A 16,551-nucleotide genomic window follows, 5' to 3' on the forward strand; every position below is an offset into this window, starting at 1 on the left:
TCGTGGCTCGTCTTAGTAGACGAACGGCATGACCAGACCGATGAGGGCGAGCGCCTCACAGAAGGCGAAGCCGAGGATCTGGTTGGCGCGGATCAGACCGGCAGCCTCGGGCTGACGGGCGAGAGCCTGCGTGCCGTTACCGAAGATGATGCCGACGCCGACACCCGGGCCGATGGCCGCGAGACCGTAACCAACGGAGCTGAGGGAGCCGGTGACGCCTTCGGCGGCAGCGAGGATCTGGGACATGCCAGTTCTTCCTTCTCTTTCACGGACCGGTGGGGGTTGGCCACCGGACGACAGGGGGTTTGGGGGAGGGCCGGACTCAGTGGTGCTCGGCGAGCGCGCCCTGGATGAAGCTGCAGGCCAGGAGCACGAAGACGTAGGCCTGAACAGCCTGGATGAAGAGCTCGAAGGCCGTCATCACGATGACCATGATGAAAGAGACGCCCGCGTAGGCGATCCCGATCCCGTTCAGCAGGTACCAGCTGGCGATGGTGAACAGCAGCAGCAGGGTGTGACCGGCGAACATGTTCGCGAACAGTCGGACCGCGTGGGTGAAGGGGCGCACCAGGACGTTCGAGAAGAACTCGATGACCATGACGAGCGGGAGGACCGCGCCGAGCGACTTGTCGTAGCCCGTCAGGTTCTTGAGTCCGCCGACGAAGCCGTGACGCTTGAACGTCACCGACATCCAGATGAAGTAGACGATCAGCGCGAGCGCCGCCGGGTACGCGATGATCGCGGTCACCGGGAACTGGGCCACGGGGACGATCGACCAGACGTTCAGGACCCAGACGAAGAAGAACAGCGACACCATGAAGGGGACGTACTTCTCGCCCTCCTTCTTGCCCAGCGTCTCGTAGACGATGCCGCGGCGCACGAAGTCGTAGCCGGCCTCGGCGACCATCTGGAGCTTGCCCGGTACGACCTTCGGCTTCCGGAACGCGGCCCAGAAGAAGGCGACGATGATCACCGAGCCCAGCAGGGCCAGGAGCATCGGCTTGTTGAAGTACGCACTGGTGGTGCCGGCTTCGCCCCACAGCGGCTCGAAGAGGAACGAGTGCAGGCCCGGGCCGGGGAAGCCACATCCGTCGAAGATGTGACAGTCGGTCTCGAAAGCGAGCACCTGCGTCAGGTCAGCACTCACCGCGGGCTCCTTCAGCGTGGCGCATAGGTACGGCAACCTCGTTGTGTCGGCGCGGCGCACAGCCGCTGTTCGGCACTGGACTGGTGTTACGGGTGTGGGGGCGGCGATCAGGCATCGAGCCTCGCGATGGAACAGGCGTCAGCTCAGATGCCCGCGCCCGCAATGCCGCAGTTGGAACCGGACGATAGCAGCATCTCGAACGCGCGCTTATTCCGGCCCTACCCCTCACGACTTCGGCCCCGAATTTTCGGGCTTGTCGCCCTTCGTCGAGTCCGGTTCGACATACAGGATCTTGGCCTTCATGTGAGCACGCGTCTGAGCGCCGATCCACACGAGGGTGGTGGCGACGAGCGTGATCGCGAATGCCTTGGGGTTGAACAGCGTCGTGTTCTTGAACACGGCGAGAAGGACGAAGAGCAGCAGGATCTGGGCCGTGTAGAGCATCAGCCCCATGGCCTGGAACAGGTGCGGCAGCGATTTCGCGGTGCGTTGCAGAACGACGAACCCGATGCCCATGAACAGCATCACCAGCAGCGTGGCGATGACGGCCCCGAGAGCCCCCTTGCCACCTGCCACCACGGCGCTGATGACGGCTGCGAGAGCGCCGGCGACAGCCGTGGGTACAGCGGCGTGGAGGAGGGATCGGACGTCATCTGACCGCATGGCGGTTTGCTCCGCGTGGTGGTGGGGGCACGGACTCGTACGGGAACTCGTACGGGACGAGCGTAAGCCCGGTCCGAGATCGAACCTCGGGCCGATGGGCCGTCGCACTACGGTCCTTCGGCTCTGTCGCCGGGTTTAGTGAACGGTATCACAAACTATTTGATGAGAGCTTTACCTGCGTGGTGTGCTGACTGTCACACATGAGAGCTAACCCGCCCGTGTGTGCGCGACAAGTCGTCGTTGTGTGTGCTAAAGGCGGTTCATGTCCGACATGTACTACGGGCGTCAGCGTGCCGACTCGGCCTTACGCCGGTCGGGGAAGCGCGAACGGGGGCCTACCGCGGTCGCTCCGTTGACGCCCGAGACGCCGACCCGGATCGGCCCGGCGGGCTCCGGCTCCCGGCCGGAGGCATCCAGCGCCGCCGCCTCGGCGGCGCGCTCGCGGTGCCGGTAGCGCGGCGGGACCAGACCCTCGGCCCAGCGCGGGGCGCGCGGGGTGAAGCGCGGCAGGAGCAGCAGTACGAGGCCCAGCGCGCTCAGGGCGACGATGGCGAGCACGATCCACATCGAGGCGGAGTGCACCGAATACGCCACCGCGCCGAATGCGATCAGCCCCGACCAGAAATACATGATCAGCACCGCGCGGCTGTGCGAATGCCCGAGTTCCAGCAGCCGGTGGTGCAGGTGCCCGCGGTCGGCCGCGAAGGGCGACTGTCCCTTCCACGTACGCCGCACGATGGCCAGGACCAGGTCCGCCATCGGGATCGCGATGATGGTCAGCGGGAGCAGAAGCGGAATGAAGACCGGGAGCATCGCGTGCACCGCGTTGCGCTCACCGCCGGCGAACAGCGCCATGGTGTCCGGGTCCACCTGCCCGGTGATCGAGATCGCGGCGGCGGCCAGCACCAGACCGATGAGCATCGATCCGGAATCGCCCATGAAGATCCGCGCCGGATGCATGTTGTGCGGCAGGAAGCCCAGGCACATGCCCATCAGGATCGCCGCGAACAGGGTGGCGGGCGCGGCCGCCTCGATCCCGTACCCGAACCAGATCCGGTACGAGTAGAGGAAGAACGCGGCGGCGGCGATGCAGACCATGCCGGCCGCCAGGCCGTCGAGCCCGTCCACGAAGTTCACCGCGTTGATGGTGATCACGACGAGGGCCACCGTGAGCAGGTTGCCCTGCCACTGGGTCAGCGCGACCGTCCCGATGCCCGGGACGGGGATCCACAGGATGGTCAGACCCTGGATGACCATGACGCCGGCGGCGATCATCTGCGCGCCGAGCTTGATCAGGGCGTCGATCTCGAACTTGTCGTCGAGGACGCCGATCAGCCAGATCAGGGCGGCTCCGGAGAGCAGTGCCCGCGGCTCGTTCGACAGCTCGAAGACGCCGTTGAGGTTGCGCAGGTGGTCCGCCACCAGCAGCCCCGCGCACAGTCCGCCGAACATGGCGATGCCGCCGAGCCGCGGAGTGGGTTCGCGGTGCACGTCGCGGGCGCGGATCTCCGGCATCGCACCGGCCGCGATCGCGAACTTCCGCACGGGCCCGGTGAGCAGGTAGGTCACCGCGACCGTGACGCAAAGCGTCAGCAGATATTCACGCACGGGCTGCCCCAGATGTATCGCCGGCCATCTCAGCCCCACACATTAGCTGCGATGTACCCCTCACCGAGGACGCGAGGGGGCGCTATCCCGGTTGCAGTACGCCCCTCTTGTCCCTATTGCTCCCCATACGGGGGAAATCCGCGCGTCAGCTCGGACACTTCCACCCGGGTGTTCGCGCCTTCCCCGCGCATCGCGGCGGTGAACAGCGCGGCGATCCGGGCCATCTCGGGCTCCCGCATGCCCTGGGTGGTGACGGCCGCCGTACCGAGCCGGATCCCGCGCTGGTCCCCGTACGGGAGGGCGCAGGTGTCGAGCACGATCCCGGCGGCCGCGAGCCGGCCGCGCGCGGTCGGACCGTCCACGCCGAGCGGAGCCGGGTCGGCGGTGATCAGGTGGGTGTCGGTGCCGCCCGTCGTCACCGCGAACCCGTGGGACGCGAGCTCCTCGGCCAGCACCCGCGCGTTGGCCACCACCCGATGGGCGTACGTGGTGAACGCCGGCGCCGCGGCCTCGCCGAAGGCCACGGCCTTGGCGGCGATGGAGTGCATCTGGGCGCCGCCCTGGGTGAAGGGGAACACCGCCCGGTCGATCCGCTCGGCGAACTCCGATCCGCACAGGACCATCCCGCCGCGCGGGCCGCGCAGCACCTTGTGCGTGGTCGCGCAGACGACGTCGGCGTACGGGACGGGGCTGGGCGCGGCTCCGCCGGCGACGAGCCCGATCGGATGGGCGGCGTCCGCGATGAGGTACGCCCCGACCTCGTCGGCGATCTCACGGAACACGGAGTACTCGGGGTGGCGGGGGTAGGAGATCGAGCCGCAGACGATGGCCTTGGGCCGGTGCATGCGGGCGAGGCCCTGTACCTGCTGGTAGTCGATCAGGCCGGTCTCGGCGTCGACGCCGTACCCGACGAAGTCGAACCAGCGGCCGGAGAAGTTGGCGGGAGAGCCGTGGGTGAGGTGGCCGCCGTACGGGAGCCCCATCGCGAGGACGGTGTCCCCGGGCCGCAGCAGCGCGGCGTACGCGGCCAGCACGGCGGAGGAGCCGGAATGCGGCTGTACGTTGGCGTGCTCGACCCCGAAGAGCGCCCGGGCGCGCTCGACGGCCAGCCCTTCGGCGAGGTCGGCGTAGTCGCAGCCGCCGTGGTAGCGGTGGCCCGGATAGCCCTCGGCGTACTTGTTGGCGAGCGCCGAGCCGAGGGCCGCCAGTACGGCGGGCGAGGTGAAGTTCTCGGCGGCGCTCAGCTGCAGGGTGACGGCCTGCCGCTGCGCCTCCCCCGCGAGCACGTCGGCCATCTGCGGATCCTGCTGCCGCAGCAGGTCCGAGGGCGGGGTGATGACGCTCATGGCGCGACTCCAGTGGGCTGTCCCGAATAGCCCCACTCTAGGGCGCCCTGTCCCGCTCTGCCCGTTTCAGCGGAAGAGACCCGCGGGCGGGGCCGCCCAGAAGCGTCAGCGCGGAGGGTTCACGCCCGTCAGGGCCGTGACCACCGGGTCCAGCGCCTGGTTGATCTCATCGCCGATCGAGCGGAAGAAGGTGATGGGCGCCCCGTACGGGTCGTACACCTCGTCCGCGTCGGGCGAGGGCGCCAGCAGCCACCCGCGCAGCGCGGCGGCGGCCCGCACCAGCGCGCGGGCCCGCTCCGCGACCCCGTCGTCGAGCGGCGGCAGCGTGGCCGGATCTATGGCCCGCACCAGCCGCGTGAACTCCTTCAGCGTGAACGTCCGCAGCCCCGCCGAATGCCCCATCGAGATGACCTGCGCCCGGTGGTCCCGCGTGGCGGTCAGCACCAGGTCCGCCCGTATGACGTGCTCGTCCAGGAGCTCCCGCCCCGTGAACCCGGTCGCGTCCGCACCGAAATCCGCGAGCACGGCCGCCGCGTTCGCCTCCATCGGGGCGCCCTCGTGGCCCCAGGTCCCCGCGCTCTCCACGATCAGGTCGCCGGCCGGAATACCGCCCAGCCGGTGCGCCAGCGCATGCCGGGTCAGCCGCTCGGTGATCGGCGAGCGGCACACGTTGCCGGTGCTGACGTGGAGGATGCGGAACGTGTCCCCGCCGGCGCCCGCCGGGTGGGGGTCCCCCCAGCCGTGGTCGGCGCCGGAGGTGTGCCCGCTTGCTATGCCACGCCCCTCAGGGCTCACGGGGCCACCTCGAGGTCGGGTACGACCTCCCGCAGCTGCTCGGCGGTCAGCGCCCCCTCGCGCAGCAGGACGGGAACCTTCCCCGTGACGTCGACGATCGACGAGGGCTGGATCCCCGGAGTCGGACCGCCGTCCAGGTAGACGGACACGGAGTCGCCGAGCATCTCGCGCGCCGCGTCGCAGTCCTCGGGCGCCGGGTGCCCGGTCAGGTTCGCCGAGGACACGGCCATCGGACCGACCTCGGTCAGCAGCTCGATCGCGACGGGGTGCAGGGGCATCCGCACGGCCACGGTCCCGCGGGTCTCCCCCAGGTCCCAGGCGAGCGAGGGCTGGTGCTTGGCGACGAGCGTCAGCGCGCCCGGCCAGAAGGCGTCGACGAGCTCCCAGGCCTGCTCGGAGAAGTCCGTGACGAGCCCGTGCAGGGTGTTCGGGGAGCCGATGAGCACGGGGGTCGGCATGTTGCGGCCGCGCCCCTTGGCGGCGAGCAGGTCGCCGACCGCCTCGGCGCTGAAGGCGTCCGCGCCGATCCCGTACAGGGTGTCGGTGGGCAGCACGACGAGCTCGCCGCGGCGCACGGCGGATGCGGCTTCACGCAGACCCGTCTTGCGGTCCGTCGCGTCGTTGCAGTCGTATCGCCGGGCCATCAGCGGGACTCCTCGTGCAGCAGGGGGGTGGAGGGGTGGGTCGCGCCCGTCACGGCATGGCCTTGCGGGCGGTGGCGAAGCGCGGGCGGTTGTTGAGGTCGGGGTGGTCGGCGGCGTCGGCCCAGCCGCGCTCCTCGGCAAAGATCCACGGGACCTGACCGCCCTGGGTGTCGGCGTGCTCGATGACGACGATGCCGCCGGGCCGCAGCAGCCGGTGCGCGGTGCGCTCGATGCCGCGGATGGTGTCGAGCCCGTCCTCGCCGGAGAACAGCGCCATCTCGGGGTCGTGGTCCCGGGCCTCGGGGGCGACGTACTCCCACTCGGTGAGCGGGATGTACGGCGGGTTCGAGATCACCAGGTCGACCTGGCCGTCCAGCTCCGGCAGGGCGCTCAGCGCGTCACCCTGGTGGACGGTGACCCGCGATCCCTCGGCGTTCTTGCGGGTCCACCGCAGGGCGTCCTCGGACAGCTCCACCGCGTGCACGCGCGAGCGCGGCACCTCCTGGGCCATGGCCAGCGCGATGGCGCCGGAGCCGGTGCACAGGTCCACGATCAGCGGCTCGACGACGTCCATCGCCCGGACGGCGTGTATGGCCCAGTCCACGACGGACTCCGTCTCGGGCCGGGGCACGAAGACCCCGGGCCCGACCTGGAGCTCCAGGTACCGGAAGAAGGCGCGGCCCGTGATGTGCTGGAGCGGCTCGCGCGCCTCGCGGCGGGCGACGGCCTCCCAGTAGCGGGCGTCGAAGTCCGCGTCCTTGACGTGGTGCAGTTCCCCCCGCTTGACGCCGTGCACGAAGGCCGCGAGCTCCTCCGCGTCGAAGCGCGGTGAGGGCACGCCGGCGGCGGCCAGCCGCTGGGTGGCCTGGGCCACCTCGGCAAGCAGCAAGTTCACGCTGGTCCTCCGGGCTGCTGTCGTACGGGGGTGGTGCGGGGGTCGTGCACGGTGGAGCGGGTCGAGCGGGGGATCAGTGCGCGGACGCCAGCTTGGCGGCCGAGTCCGCGTCGACGCAGGCCTGGATCATCGGATCGAGGTCGCCGTCGAGCACCTGGTCCAAGTTGTACGCCTTGAAGCCCGTCCGGTGGTCCGAGATCCGGTTTTCCGGGAAGTTGTACGTACGGATCTTCTCGGAGCGGTCCACGGAGCGCACCTGGCTGCGGCGCACGTCGGAGGCCTCCTGCTCGGCGGCTTCCTGGGCGGCGGCCAGCAGGCGCGACCGCAGGATGCGCATCGCCTGCTCCTTGTTCTGGAGCTGGCTCTTCTCGTTCTGGCAGGAGGCGACCACGCCGGTCGGCACGTGCGTGATGCGCACGGCCGAGTCGGTGGTGTTGACGGACTGGCCGCCGGGGCCCGACGAGCGGTACACGTCGATGCGGAGGTCGTTCGGGTTGATCTCGACCTCGACCTCCTCGGCCTCCGGGGTGACGAGCACGCCGGCGGCGGAGGTGTGGATGCGGCCCTGGGACTCGGTGGCCGGAACGCGCTGGACGCGGTGCACGCCGCCCTCGTACTTCAGGCGGGCCCAGACGCCCTGGCCGGGCTCGGTGGCCCCGTTGCCGCCCTTGGTGCGGACGGAGACCTGGACGTCCTTGTAGCCGCCGAGCTCGGACTCGGTGGCGTCGATGATCTCGGTCTTCCAGCCCACGCGCTCGGCGTAGCGCAGGTACATGCGCAGCAGGTCGCCGGCGAACAGGGCCGACTCGTCGCCGCCCGCGCCCGCCTTGACCTCGAGGAGCACGTCCTTGTCGTCGCTGGGGTCGCGCGGGACCAGCAGCAGGCGGAGCTTCTCGGTGAGCTCCTCGCGCTGCGCGGTCAGCTCCTTCACCTCGGCCACGAAGTCGGGGTCGTCGGCCGCGAACTCCTTCGCCGTCTCGATGTCCTCGGCGGACTGCTTCCAGGCACGGAAGGTCGCGACGATCGGGGTCAGCTCCGCGTAGCGCTTGTTGAGCTTGCGCGCGTTGGCCTGATCCGAGTGGACCGAAGGGTCGGCGAGCTTCTTCTCAAGATCGGCGTGCTCGCCGACCAGTTCCTCGACCGCCTCGAACATCGGGGGCTCCTGGTGTGAAAAGTACGAAAAAGGGCTGCGGGACGACAAAGGCGCCGGTCCGGCTGCCCCCGTGTGGACAGGGTGCAGCCGGAGTCCGGCGCCGGGGGCTCGCTACTTCGAGCCGGCAGCCTTGCCGAAGCGGGCCTCGAAGCGGGCGACACGGCCACCGGTGTCGAGGATCTTCTGCTTGCCCGTGTAGAACGGGTGGCACTCGGAGCAGACCTCGGCACGGATGGTGCCCTCGGTCAGGGTGCTACGGGTGGTGAACGACGCGCCACAGGTGCAGCTGACCTGGGTCTCGACGTACTCGGGGTGAACATCGCGCTTCAAGGTGTCTCCTAGATTCGGGAGGGCGCCGGGTCGCAGGGGCCGAATTGCGCACTGCGTGAACCGGGGCCGACAGACCAGTCTGCCAGGACCGGGCTGCCTGTCAAAATTCTGAGGACGCCTGCTTCAACGAGAGGGGTCCGGCGTCTATTCCGCTCCCCCGCGGAAGGCGCCTGAGCAGGCATTTTGCGAGTCACTGCACGATCTGACCGGCGGTGCCCTTGTCACCCATGGAGTTCGCGGTGGCCTCGGCGGGCACCGGCTGCTCGGTCAGCAGGGCGTCCCAGACCATCTTGGACTCCTTGACCAGCGGGGCGACCCGGTCTGCGTCACGGGGGTCCGGGCCCACGGGCAGGGTGATCATCTTCATGTCCTGGGCATCGATGCCCTGGAGGCTCTGCGCGAAGCCCATCAGGGACTTCACGTCGCCGAGCGACTTGTCGGTGGTGAGCGCCTTGGTGCCGGTGTCGGCGAGGTCGAGCAGCCGCTTTGGGTTGTCGAAGACTCCGATGCCCTTGACCTGCTTGATCAGGGCCTTCATGAACGCCTGCTGCAGCTGTATTCGGCCCAGGTCGGAGCCGTCGCCGACGGTCTTGCGGGTCCGTACGAGGCCGAGGGCCTGCTCGCCGTTGAGCTTGTTGGGGCCGACCGGGAGGTCGAGGTGGCTTCCGTAGTCCTTGATCGGCTTGTTGGTGGTCACCTCGACGCCGCCGAGGTTGTCGATGATCTTCTTGAACCCCGTGAAGTCGACCTCGACGTAGTGGTCCATGCGGATCCCCGACATCTTCTCGACGGTCTTGACCGCGCAGGCGGCCCCGCCGATGGTGAACGACTCGTTGAACTGGGAGCGCGAGCTGCCGCGGTCGGTCTTGCCGTTGCCCAGCGTGCAGGCCGGCCGGTTGACCATGGTGTCGCGCGGTATCGAGACGACCGTGGCCTTCTTGTGGCCCTCGTAGAGGTGGACGATCATCGCGGTGTCGGAGCGGGCCGAGCCGCCGTCGTCCGGCCCGTACTCGGAATTGGCGCCGCCGCGGGAGTCGGAGCCGAGGACGAGGATGTCCATCGAGCCGTTGTCCACGTTCTGCGGGCGGTCGGTGCCGAGCGCCTGGTCGATGTCGACCGTCTTGAGGTTCCCGTTCAGGTGGAAGTAGAACCAGCCGAGACCCGCCCCGCCCAGCAGGACCACGCCCGCGGCACTCCACGCGGCGATGACCAGGGCCCTGCGGCGCTTCGGCGGTTTCCGTCGGCGCCGGCTCGCGGCACGCCCGCCGCCGCCCCTGCTGTCCTCGCTCATGTTCTCCTCAGTCCCGAGTACGTTCCCTCTGACACAGACGGACGAATGCCGTCCAGGGTTCCACGGCCGGAAGGCACCTCCTGCGGGGGCCCTACGGCGGCCGGGACGGGACGAACGGCCCGTCCGCCGCCGGGCACACCCCCGCCCACCTGCGGTTTTTCAGAGGCACGTACCGCGCGGCGGGAAGGTTCACGCGAACGACGGGTGTGTCGAAGCTCGCACCCGCGCACCACGCGGGTGCCGCCGACGCAGGACCGCCCCCACCGCGGCTGCGGTGGGGGCGGTCCTGGTGTGCCGTGTACGGCGACGGATCGACGGATCAGTCGTCGTTCTTGCCCGACGGGGTCGTCTTGGCGATCTGCATCAGGAACTCGGCGTTCGACTTCGTCTGCTTCATCTTGTCGAGGAGCAGCTCGATGGCCTGCTGCGAGTCGAGCGCGTGCAGCACCCGGCGCAGCTTCCAGACGATGGCGAGCTCCTCGCTGTTGAGGAGGATCTCCTCCTTGCGCGTGCCCGACGGGTCGACGTCGACGGCCGGGAAGATGCGCTTGTCGGCGAGCTTCCGGTCGAGCTTGAGCTCCATGTTGCCGGTGCCCTTGAACTCCTCGAAGATCACCTCGTCCATGCGCGAGCCGGTGTCGACCAGCGCGGTGGCCAGGATGGTCAGCGAGCCGCCGTCCTCGATGTTGCGCGCGGCACCGAAGAAGCGCTTCGGCGGGTACAGCGCGGTCGAGTCGACACCACCGGACAGGATGCGGCCGGAGGCGGGCGCCGCGAGGTTGTACGCGCGGCCCAGACGGGTGATGGAGTCCAGCAGGACGACCACGTCGTGACCCAGCTCGACGAGGCGCTTGGCGCGCTCGATGGCCAGCTCGGCGACGGTGGTGTGGTCCTCGGCCGGACGGTCGAAGGTCGAGGAGATGACCTCGCCCTTGACCGACCGCTGCATGTCGGTGACCTCTTCCGGACGCTCGTCGACCAGGACGACCATCAGGTGGCACTCGGGGTTGTTGGTGGTGATCGCGTTGGCGATCGCCTGCATGATCATGGTCTTGCCGGTCTTCGGCGGGGCCACGATCAGGCCTCGCTGGCCCTTTCCGATCGGCGACACGAGGTCGATGATGCGGGTCGTCAGCACGCCCGGGTCGGTCTCCAGGCGGAGCCGGTCCTGCGGGTAGAGCGGGGTCAGCTTCTGGAACTCCGGGCGGCCGCGGCCGGATTCGGGCGCCATGCCGTTCACCGAGTCCAGACGCACGAGGGCGTTGAACTTCTCGCGGCGCTCGCCGTCCTTGGGCTGGCGCACGGCACCGGTGGTGTGGTCGCCCTTGCGCAGGCCGGCCTTGCGGACCTGTGCGAGGGAGACGTACACGTCGTTCGGGCCGGGCAGGTAGCCCGAGGTCCGGATGAACGCGTAGTTGTCGAGGATGTCGAGGATGCCCGCCACGGGGATCAGGACGTCGTCGTCGGCGACCTGCGGCTCGCTCGGCGCGAACTCGTCGCGGCCGCGACGGCCACGGCGGTCGCGGTAGCGGCCGCGACGGCCGCGACGACCGCCCTCGTCGTCGAAGTCGTCCTCGGGACCGTTGCCCTGGGGACCCTGACGGTCCTGGCGGCCCTGCTGCTGGCGGTCCTGGCGGCCGCCCTGCTGCTGGCGGTCCTGCTGCTGGCGGTCCTGGCGGTCACCGCGGCCGCCGCCCTGACCCTGACCACCCTGGCCGCCGCCCTGACCCTGACCACCCTGGCCCTGGCCCTGGGCGCCCTGGCCCTGGTCGTCGGTCTTGGCGCCGCGGTCGCGGCGGTCGCGCCGGCCGTCGCCGCGCTCCGCACGGTCACCGCGGTCGCGGCGGTCGCGCCGGCCGCGGCCCTCGCCCTCCTGGGCGGGCGCGGAGACGGCGGTGGCGGCCTCGGCCTTGGCGTCGGCCGGAGCGGTCGCGATGACGGTCTCGGTCTTGGCCTCGACCTGCACGGCGGCGGGGGCCGTGGTCTCCGGGCTGCCGGAGGGGGCCGTGGCCCGACGGCGGCGGCGCTCGCCGGCCGGCGCGTCGTCGGAAGCCGGCTGGCCCGGGATCTCGATCTGCGCCTGCGCGGCGGGCTTCTCGGCGGGCGCCTCTGCGGCGGCCTCGCCCGTACGGGCCTTGCTGGTGGCGCGGCGCTTCGGCTTGGCCTCGGCGGCGTCGGCGGCGGGAGCCGCGGCCTTCGGGGCACTGCTTCCCGCCTGCGCCTCCTTGATGACCTCGATCAGCTGGCTCTTGCGCATCCGCGCGGTGCCCCTGATGCCGAGGCCCGACGCGACCTGCTGGAGCTCGGCCAGGACCATGCCCTCGAGGCCGGTGCCGGAGCGGCGACGCTTGGGGGCGGCGCCCGCGGCGGGGGCACTGGTGTCGACAGTGGTGTCGGCAGCGCCCATCAGATCGGTGGTGTCGCTCACGAAGGGTCCTTCCCTGGAGCGGACGTCGGCCTGTCTGGCTCGGCGACCGGTTGTGCTGTCCGACAACGGTCCATGGCTTGATGGGTCATGGCCCGCGGCCGGGGCGGTGGTCCGCCGAAAGAGGAACGGCGGAGAGAAACGTGCATGGGTGGTTCCGGCGAGAAGCCCCCGAGCTGGAAGCGTGGGAATGTCACGCCGATTCCGGAGCGTGCTCGAAACTGCTGGAAGCGATCAAAGCAGTCGGGGAGGCTCCCGGAAGAAAGGTGGTCCCTGATGGGGACACTGAGCACCGAGCCATGGCGGCTTCGGCTGCGCACTTGAGACTAACACTACCGGATCCAACAGATATTCCCCCTCTCAATCACCGGCAATCGCGCCCACAGCGCGGGCGGCCTGCCCTGGCCGCCCGCCCCTGGCGGTCTGCCCTACGACCTAGCCGCCCTGGGTTCCCAGCGGCAGGACGCTCGCGCCCGCGGCGTCGAGGGCGAGCCGGTTCGCCGCCCACCCTTCGCCCGCGAGCTGCGCGACCTTGTCGGCCGCGCCGTTGTCGACCAGCGCGAGGACCGTGGGGCCCGCGCCGGAGATGACCGCGGGGATGCCGTCCGCCCGCAGCCGGTTGACGAGTGCCACGCTCTCGGGCATCGCCGGGGACCGGTACTCCTGGTGGAGCCGGTCTTCGGTGGCCGGCAGCAGCAACTCGGGACGCCTGGTCAGGGCTTCGACGAGCAGGGCCGCGCGACCCGCGTTGACGGCCGCGTCCACGTGCGGGACGTTGCGCGGCAGCAGGCCGCGCGCGGTCTCCGTCAGGACCGGCTTGGAGGGGACGAAGACCACCGGAACGATGGAATCGGCGGGCTCCATGCGGATGGCCTTGGCGCTGCCGCCGTCCATCCAGGCGAGGGTGAATCCGCCGAGGAGACAGGCGGCGACGTTGTCGGGGTGGCCCTCGATCTCGGTGGCCAGTTCGAGCAGGGCCGCGTCGTCCAGCTTGGCCTCTCCGCCTATGGTCACCGCGCGGGCGGCGACGATGCCGGCGCAGATGGCGGCGGAGGAGGACCCGAGGCCGCGGCCGTGCGGGATGCGGTTGGCGCAGACGACCTCGAGGCCGCGCGGCTGCCCGCCCAGCAGGTCGAAGGCGGTGCGCATGGAGCGTACGAGCAGGTGGCTCTCGTCCCGCGGGAGGGTGTCGGCGCCCTCGCCCGCGATGTCGATGTTCAGGCCGGAGTCGGCCACCCGGACGACGACGTCGTCGTAGAGCCCCAGGGCCAGGCCGAGGGCGTCGAAGCCCGGGCCGAGGTTGGCACTGCTGGCGGGGACGCGCACCCGTACGGCGGCGGCGCGGAACGCTGGACCGGCCATCGTCCGATGACACTCCTTGTGACTGTGCGAGACGAGATCTTCGCTGGCTCGCTGTGAATGTACTGGAGAACGTACGACACCCGAAGGCCCACTGGGCAGCACCACGGTCATATGCGCGGTGGCGGATGTAAGTACAGCGTATCGAAGGAAGGTTCTCTCGCGACATAGGGCGCACAGGAGGCGCACGATGCGTGTCGATTCCTTCCGGTGGATTCCGGAGGACTCCACCGAACGCCCTTGGCTTTTGTGCCGTACGGCCCCAGTTGCCGGATTCCGGAAGCCTCCGGGAGGCATTCCGGAATCCGGCAACCGGGGTATCGCGGTCGAACCGTGGTGCGACCGGGTCAGACCAGGCCGAGGCGGATGGCCGCGGCCTCCGCGTCCACCGGGACGGTGACCGGCTGCGGGGCGCCGGCGACGGCCCAGTCGGGGTCCTTGAGGCCGTTTCCGGTCACGGTGCACACGATCTTCTGGCCGGGGTCGACCAGGCCCAGCTCGGCGGCCTTGAGCAGGCCGGCCACGGACGCCGCCGAGGCCGGCTCGACGAAGACGCCCTCCTGCGCGGCCAACAGGCGGTAGGCGGCCAGGATCTGGCGGTCCGTCACCTCGTCGATGAAGCCGCCCGACTCGTCGCGCGCGGCGAGCGCGTAGTCCCACGAGGCCGGGTTGCCGATGCGGATCGCGGTGGCGATGGTGTGCGGTTCCTTGACGATCTCGCCGCGCACGATGGGGGCGGAACCTGAGGCCTGGAAACCCCACACACGGGGCGTACGGGAGGCCAGGCCGTCGGCCTTGTACTCCTTGAAGCCCTTCCAGTACGCGGTGATGTTGCCGGCGTTGCCGACGGGCAGCACGTGGACGTCGGGGGCGTCGCCGAGCGCGTCGACGATCTCGAACGCGGCCGTCTTCTGGCCCTCGATGCGCACCGGGTTCACGGAATTGACCAGCGCGACCGGGTAGTTGTCGGACAGGGCGCGGGCCAGGTCCAGGCAGTCGTCGAAGTTGCCGTCCACCTGGAGGATCTTGGCCCCGTGCACGAGCGCCTGGCCCATCTTGCCGAGCGCGATCTTGCCGCGGGGCACGAGGACGGCCGAGACCATGCCGGCGCGCACCGCGTACGCGGCGGCCGAGGCCGAGGTGTTGCCCGTGGAGGCGCAGATGACGGCCTTGGCGCCCTCCTCCTTGGCCTTGGTGATCGCCATGGTCATGCCGCGGTCCTTGAAGGACCCGGTGGGGTTCGCCCCCTCGACCTTGAGGTGGACCTCGCAGCCGGTGCGCTCGGAGAGCACCTGCGCGGGGACGAGGGGAGTGCCACCCTCGCGGAGCGTGACCACGGGAGTCGTGTCCGTCACCGGCAGGCGGTCCCGGTACTCCTCGATGATGCCGCGCCACTGGTGGGTGCGATTGCTGCTCATGGGTCCTTACTCCCCTTCAACACGCATGATGCTGGCGACACCGCGCACGGTGTCCAGCTTCCGCAGTGCCTCGACGGTCCCGGAGAGGGCGGCGTCGGGCGCGCGGTGGGTGACGACGACGAGGGAGGCCTCATTGCCGACCCCGTCCGGACGTCCTTGCTGTCGTACGGTATCGATGGAGACACCGTGCTCCGCGAACGTCGTCGCCACCTGGGCGAGGACGCCCGGCTTGTCGGCCACATCGAGGCTGATGTGGTACCGCGTGACGACGTCGCCCATGGGGCTGACCGGCAGCTGGGTGTAGGCCGACTCGCCGGGCCCCGTTGCCTCGGCGAGCTTGTTGCGGCAGACGGCGACGAGGTCGCCGAGGACCGCCGACGCGGTCGGCGAACCGCCCGCGCCGGGCCCGTAGAACATGAGCCGCCCGGCGGCCTCCGCCTCGACGAAGACGGCGTTGTACGCCTCGCGGACGGAGGCGAGCGGGTGGGTCAGCGGGATCATCGCCGGGTGCACGCGGGCGGTGACGGAGGCGCCGTCGGCGGCCCGCTCCAGGATCGCGAGGAGCTTGATGGTGCAGCCCATGCGCTTGGCGGAGGCGAAGTCGGCGGCGCTGACCTCGGTCATGCCCTCGCGGTAGACGTCGTCGAGGCGGACCCGGGTGTGGAAGGCGATGCCGGCCAGGATCGCGGCCTTGGCGGCGGCGTCGTAGCCCTCGACGTCGGCGGTGGGGTCGGCCTCGGCGTACCCGAGGGCGGTGGCCTCGTCGAGCGCCTCCTGGTACCCGGCGCCGGTGGAGTCCATCTTGTCGAGGATGAAGTTCGTCGTGCCGTTGACGATGCCCATCACCCGGTTGATCTTGTCGCCGGCGAGGGACTCGCGCATCGGGCGGACCAGCGGGATGGCGCCGGCCACGGCGGCCTCGTAGTACAGGTCCAGACCGGCCTCCTCGGCCGCGGCGTGCAGCGCGGCGCCGTCCTGGGCGAGCAGCGCCTTGTTCGCCGAGACGACGGAGATGCCGTGCTCGAAGGCGGTGGTGATGAGGGTGCGGGCGGGCTCGATGCCGCCGATGACCTCGATCGCGATGTCGATGTCACCGCGTTTGAGGAGGGCGGTCGCATCGGTGGTGACCAGGGCGGGGTCGATGCCCTCGCGGACCTTGGAGGGGCGGCGCACGGCCACGCCGGCGAGCTCGACGGGCGCGCCGATCCTCTGCGTGAGGTCGTCGGCGTGCGTCGTCATGATGCGCGCCACCTCTGAGCCGACCACTCCACAGCCCAGCAGCGCCACCTTCAGCGGACGCGTACGCATCATTCGACCTACGCCTTTCGATCTTCCATCACCACTCGGCGCGCGGGTTGCGCGCCGGGTCTCAACCAGTCTCACTCAATGGACAGGACTTTCCATCCTCGGTCCATTGAGTGAGACACCTATCGGCACCTATTTTGGGGGTATGGGGCCTTCCCCCAGAAATAACCGG

The 16,551-nt window shown here is 70.1% G+C and carries 15 protein-coding genes; all 15 read right to left on the bottom strand.

Going from position 1 to position 16,551, the window contains the following annotated elements; translation table 11 throughout:
• Positions 1-12: 12 nt before the first annotated feature.
• The 15 genes from atpE to K7B10_RS14440 all read right to left on the bottom strand — a co-directional run bounded on the left by atpE (position 13) and on the right by K7B10_RS14440 (position 16,385).
• Positions 13-246 carry an ATP synthase F0 subunit C gene (gene atpE / locus K7B10_RS14370; RefSeq protein WP_030857147.1) on the bottom strand — a complete coding sequence of 78 codons (234 nt, stop codon included), beginning with the start codon at positions 244-246 and terminating at the stop codon, positions 13-15.
• Between the two features lie 76 nt (positions 247-322).
• The gene (gene atpB / locus K7B10_RS14375) at positions 323-1,147 is read right to left on the bottom strand and encodes a F0F1 ATP synthase subunit A (protein ID WP_229336444.1); all 825 of its coding nucleotides are present in this window, start codon (positions 1,145-1,147) and stop codon (positions 323-325) included.
• Positions 1,148-1,372: 225 nt separating this feature from the next.
• Positions 1,373-1,810 (bottom strand): Cg1360 family ATP-synthase-associated protein, encoded by a 438-nt coding sequence (locus K7B10_RS14380; RefSeq protein WP_229336445.1) that lies wholly within the window; start codon positions 1,808-1,810, stop codon positions 1,373-1,375.
• A gap of 285 nt (positions 1,811-2,095) precedes the next feature.
• Positions 2,096-3,430, bottom strand: coding sequence for an MraY family glycosyltransferase (locus tag K7B10_RS14385; protein WP_229345034.1), 1,335 nt, complete (start codon positions 3,428-3,430; stop codon positions 2,096-2,098).
• A 101-nt stretch (positions 3,431-3,531) separates the two neighbouring features.
• A complete protein-coding gene (gene glyA / locus K7B10_RS14390) occupies positions 3,532-4,764 on the bottom strand; it encodes a serine hydroxymethyltransferase (RefSeq protein WP_229336446.1) in 1,233 nt (410 codons plus the stop codon).
• 105 nt (positions 4,765-4,869) lie between these two features.
• Positions 4,870-5,559, bottom strand: a complete 690-nt coding sequence (locus tag K7B10_RS14395) for an arsenate reductase/protein-tyrosine-phosphatase family protein (RefSeq protein WP_372481409.1) — start codon at positions 5,557-5,559, stop codon at positions 4,870-4,872.
• Positions 5,556-6,203: an L-threonylcarbamoyladenylate synthase gene (locus K7B10_RS14400; RefSeq protein WP_030153769.1), complete on the bottom strand. Its 648-nt coding sequence runs from the start codon at positions 6,201-6,203 to the stop codon at positions 5,556-5,558. Before K7B10_RS14400 ends, K7B10_RS14395 begins: the two co-directional genes overlap by 4 nt.
• 49 nt (positions 6,204-6,252) lie before the next feature.
• On the bottom strand, positions 6,253-7,098 hold the full coding sequence (prmC, locus tag K7B10_RS14405; protein ID WP_030153768.1) for a peptide chain release factor N(5)-glutamine methyltransferase: 846 nt from the start codon (positions 7,096-7,098) through the stop codon (positions 6,253-6,255).
• Between the two features lie 73 nt (positions 7,099-7,171).
• On the bottom strand, positions 7,172-8,251 hold the full coding sequence (gene prfA / locus K7B10_RS14410) for a peptide chain release factor 1 (protein WP_030857133.1): 1,080 nt from the start codon (positions 8,249-8,251) through the stop codon (positions 7,172-7,174).
• Positions 8,252-8,362: 111 nt separating this feature from the next.
• A complete protein-coding gene (gene rpmE / locus K7B10_RS14415) occupies positions 8,363-8,581 on the bottom strand; it encodes a 50S ribosomal protein L31 (RefSeq protein WP_030153765.1) in 219 nt (72 codons plus the stop codon).
• Positions 8,582-8,771: 190 nt separating this feature from the next.
• The gene (locus K7B10_RS14420; RefSeq protein ID WP_229336447.1) at positions 8,772-9,872 is read right to left on the bottom strand and encodes an LCP family protein; all 1,101 of its coding nucleotides are present in this window, start codon (positions 9,870-9,872) and stop codon (positions 8,772-8,774) included.
• Between the two features lie 319 nt (positions 9,873-10,191).
• Positions 10,192-12,300: a transcription termination factor Rho gene (gene rho, locus K7B10_RS14425; RefSeq protein ID WP_229336448.1), complete on the bottom strand. Its 2,109-nt coding sequence runs from the start codon at positions 12,298-12,300 to the stop codon at positions 10,192-10,194.
• A 432-nt stretch (positions 12,301-12,732) separates the two neighbouring features.
• Positions 12,733-13,659 (bottom strand): homoserine kinase, encoded by a 927-nt coding sequence (gene thrB / locus K7B10_RS14430; RefSeq protein WP_030295292.1) that lies wholly within the window; start codon positions 13,657-13,659, stop codon positions 12,733-12,735.
• 344 nt (positions 13,660-14,003) lie between these two features.
• Positions 14,004-15,074, bottom strand: coding sequence for a threonine synthase (gene thrC / locus K7B10_RS14435; protein ID WP_229336449.1), 1,071 nt, complete (start codon positions 15,072-15,074; stop codon positions 14,004-14,006).
• A gap of 6 nt (positions 15,075-15,080) precedes the next feature.
• Positions 15,081-16,385 carry a homoserine dehydrogenase gene (locus K7B10_RS14440; protein WP_229336450.1) on the bottom strand — a complete coding sequence of 435 codons (1,305 nt, stop codon included), beginning with the start codon at positions 16,383-16,385 and terminating at the stop codon, positions 15,081-15,083.
• Between the last annotated feature and the right edge of the window lie 166 nt (positions 16,386-16,551).

The organism is Streptomyces flavotricini, assembly GCF_020639365.1.
Classification (GTDB): Bacteria; Actinomycetota; Actinomycetes; order Streptomycetales; family Streptomycetaceae; genus Streptomyces; species Streptomyces flavotricini.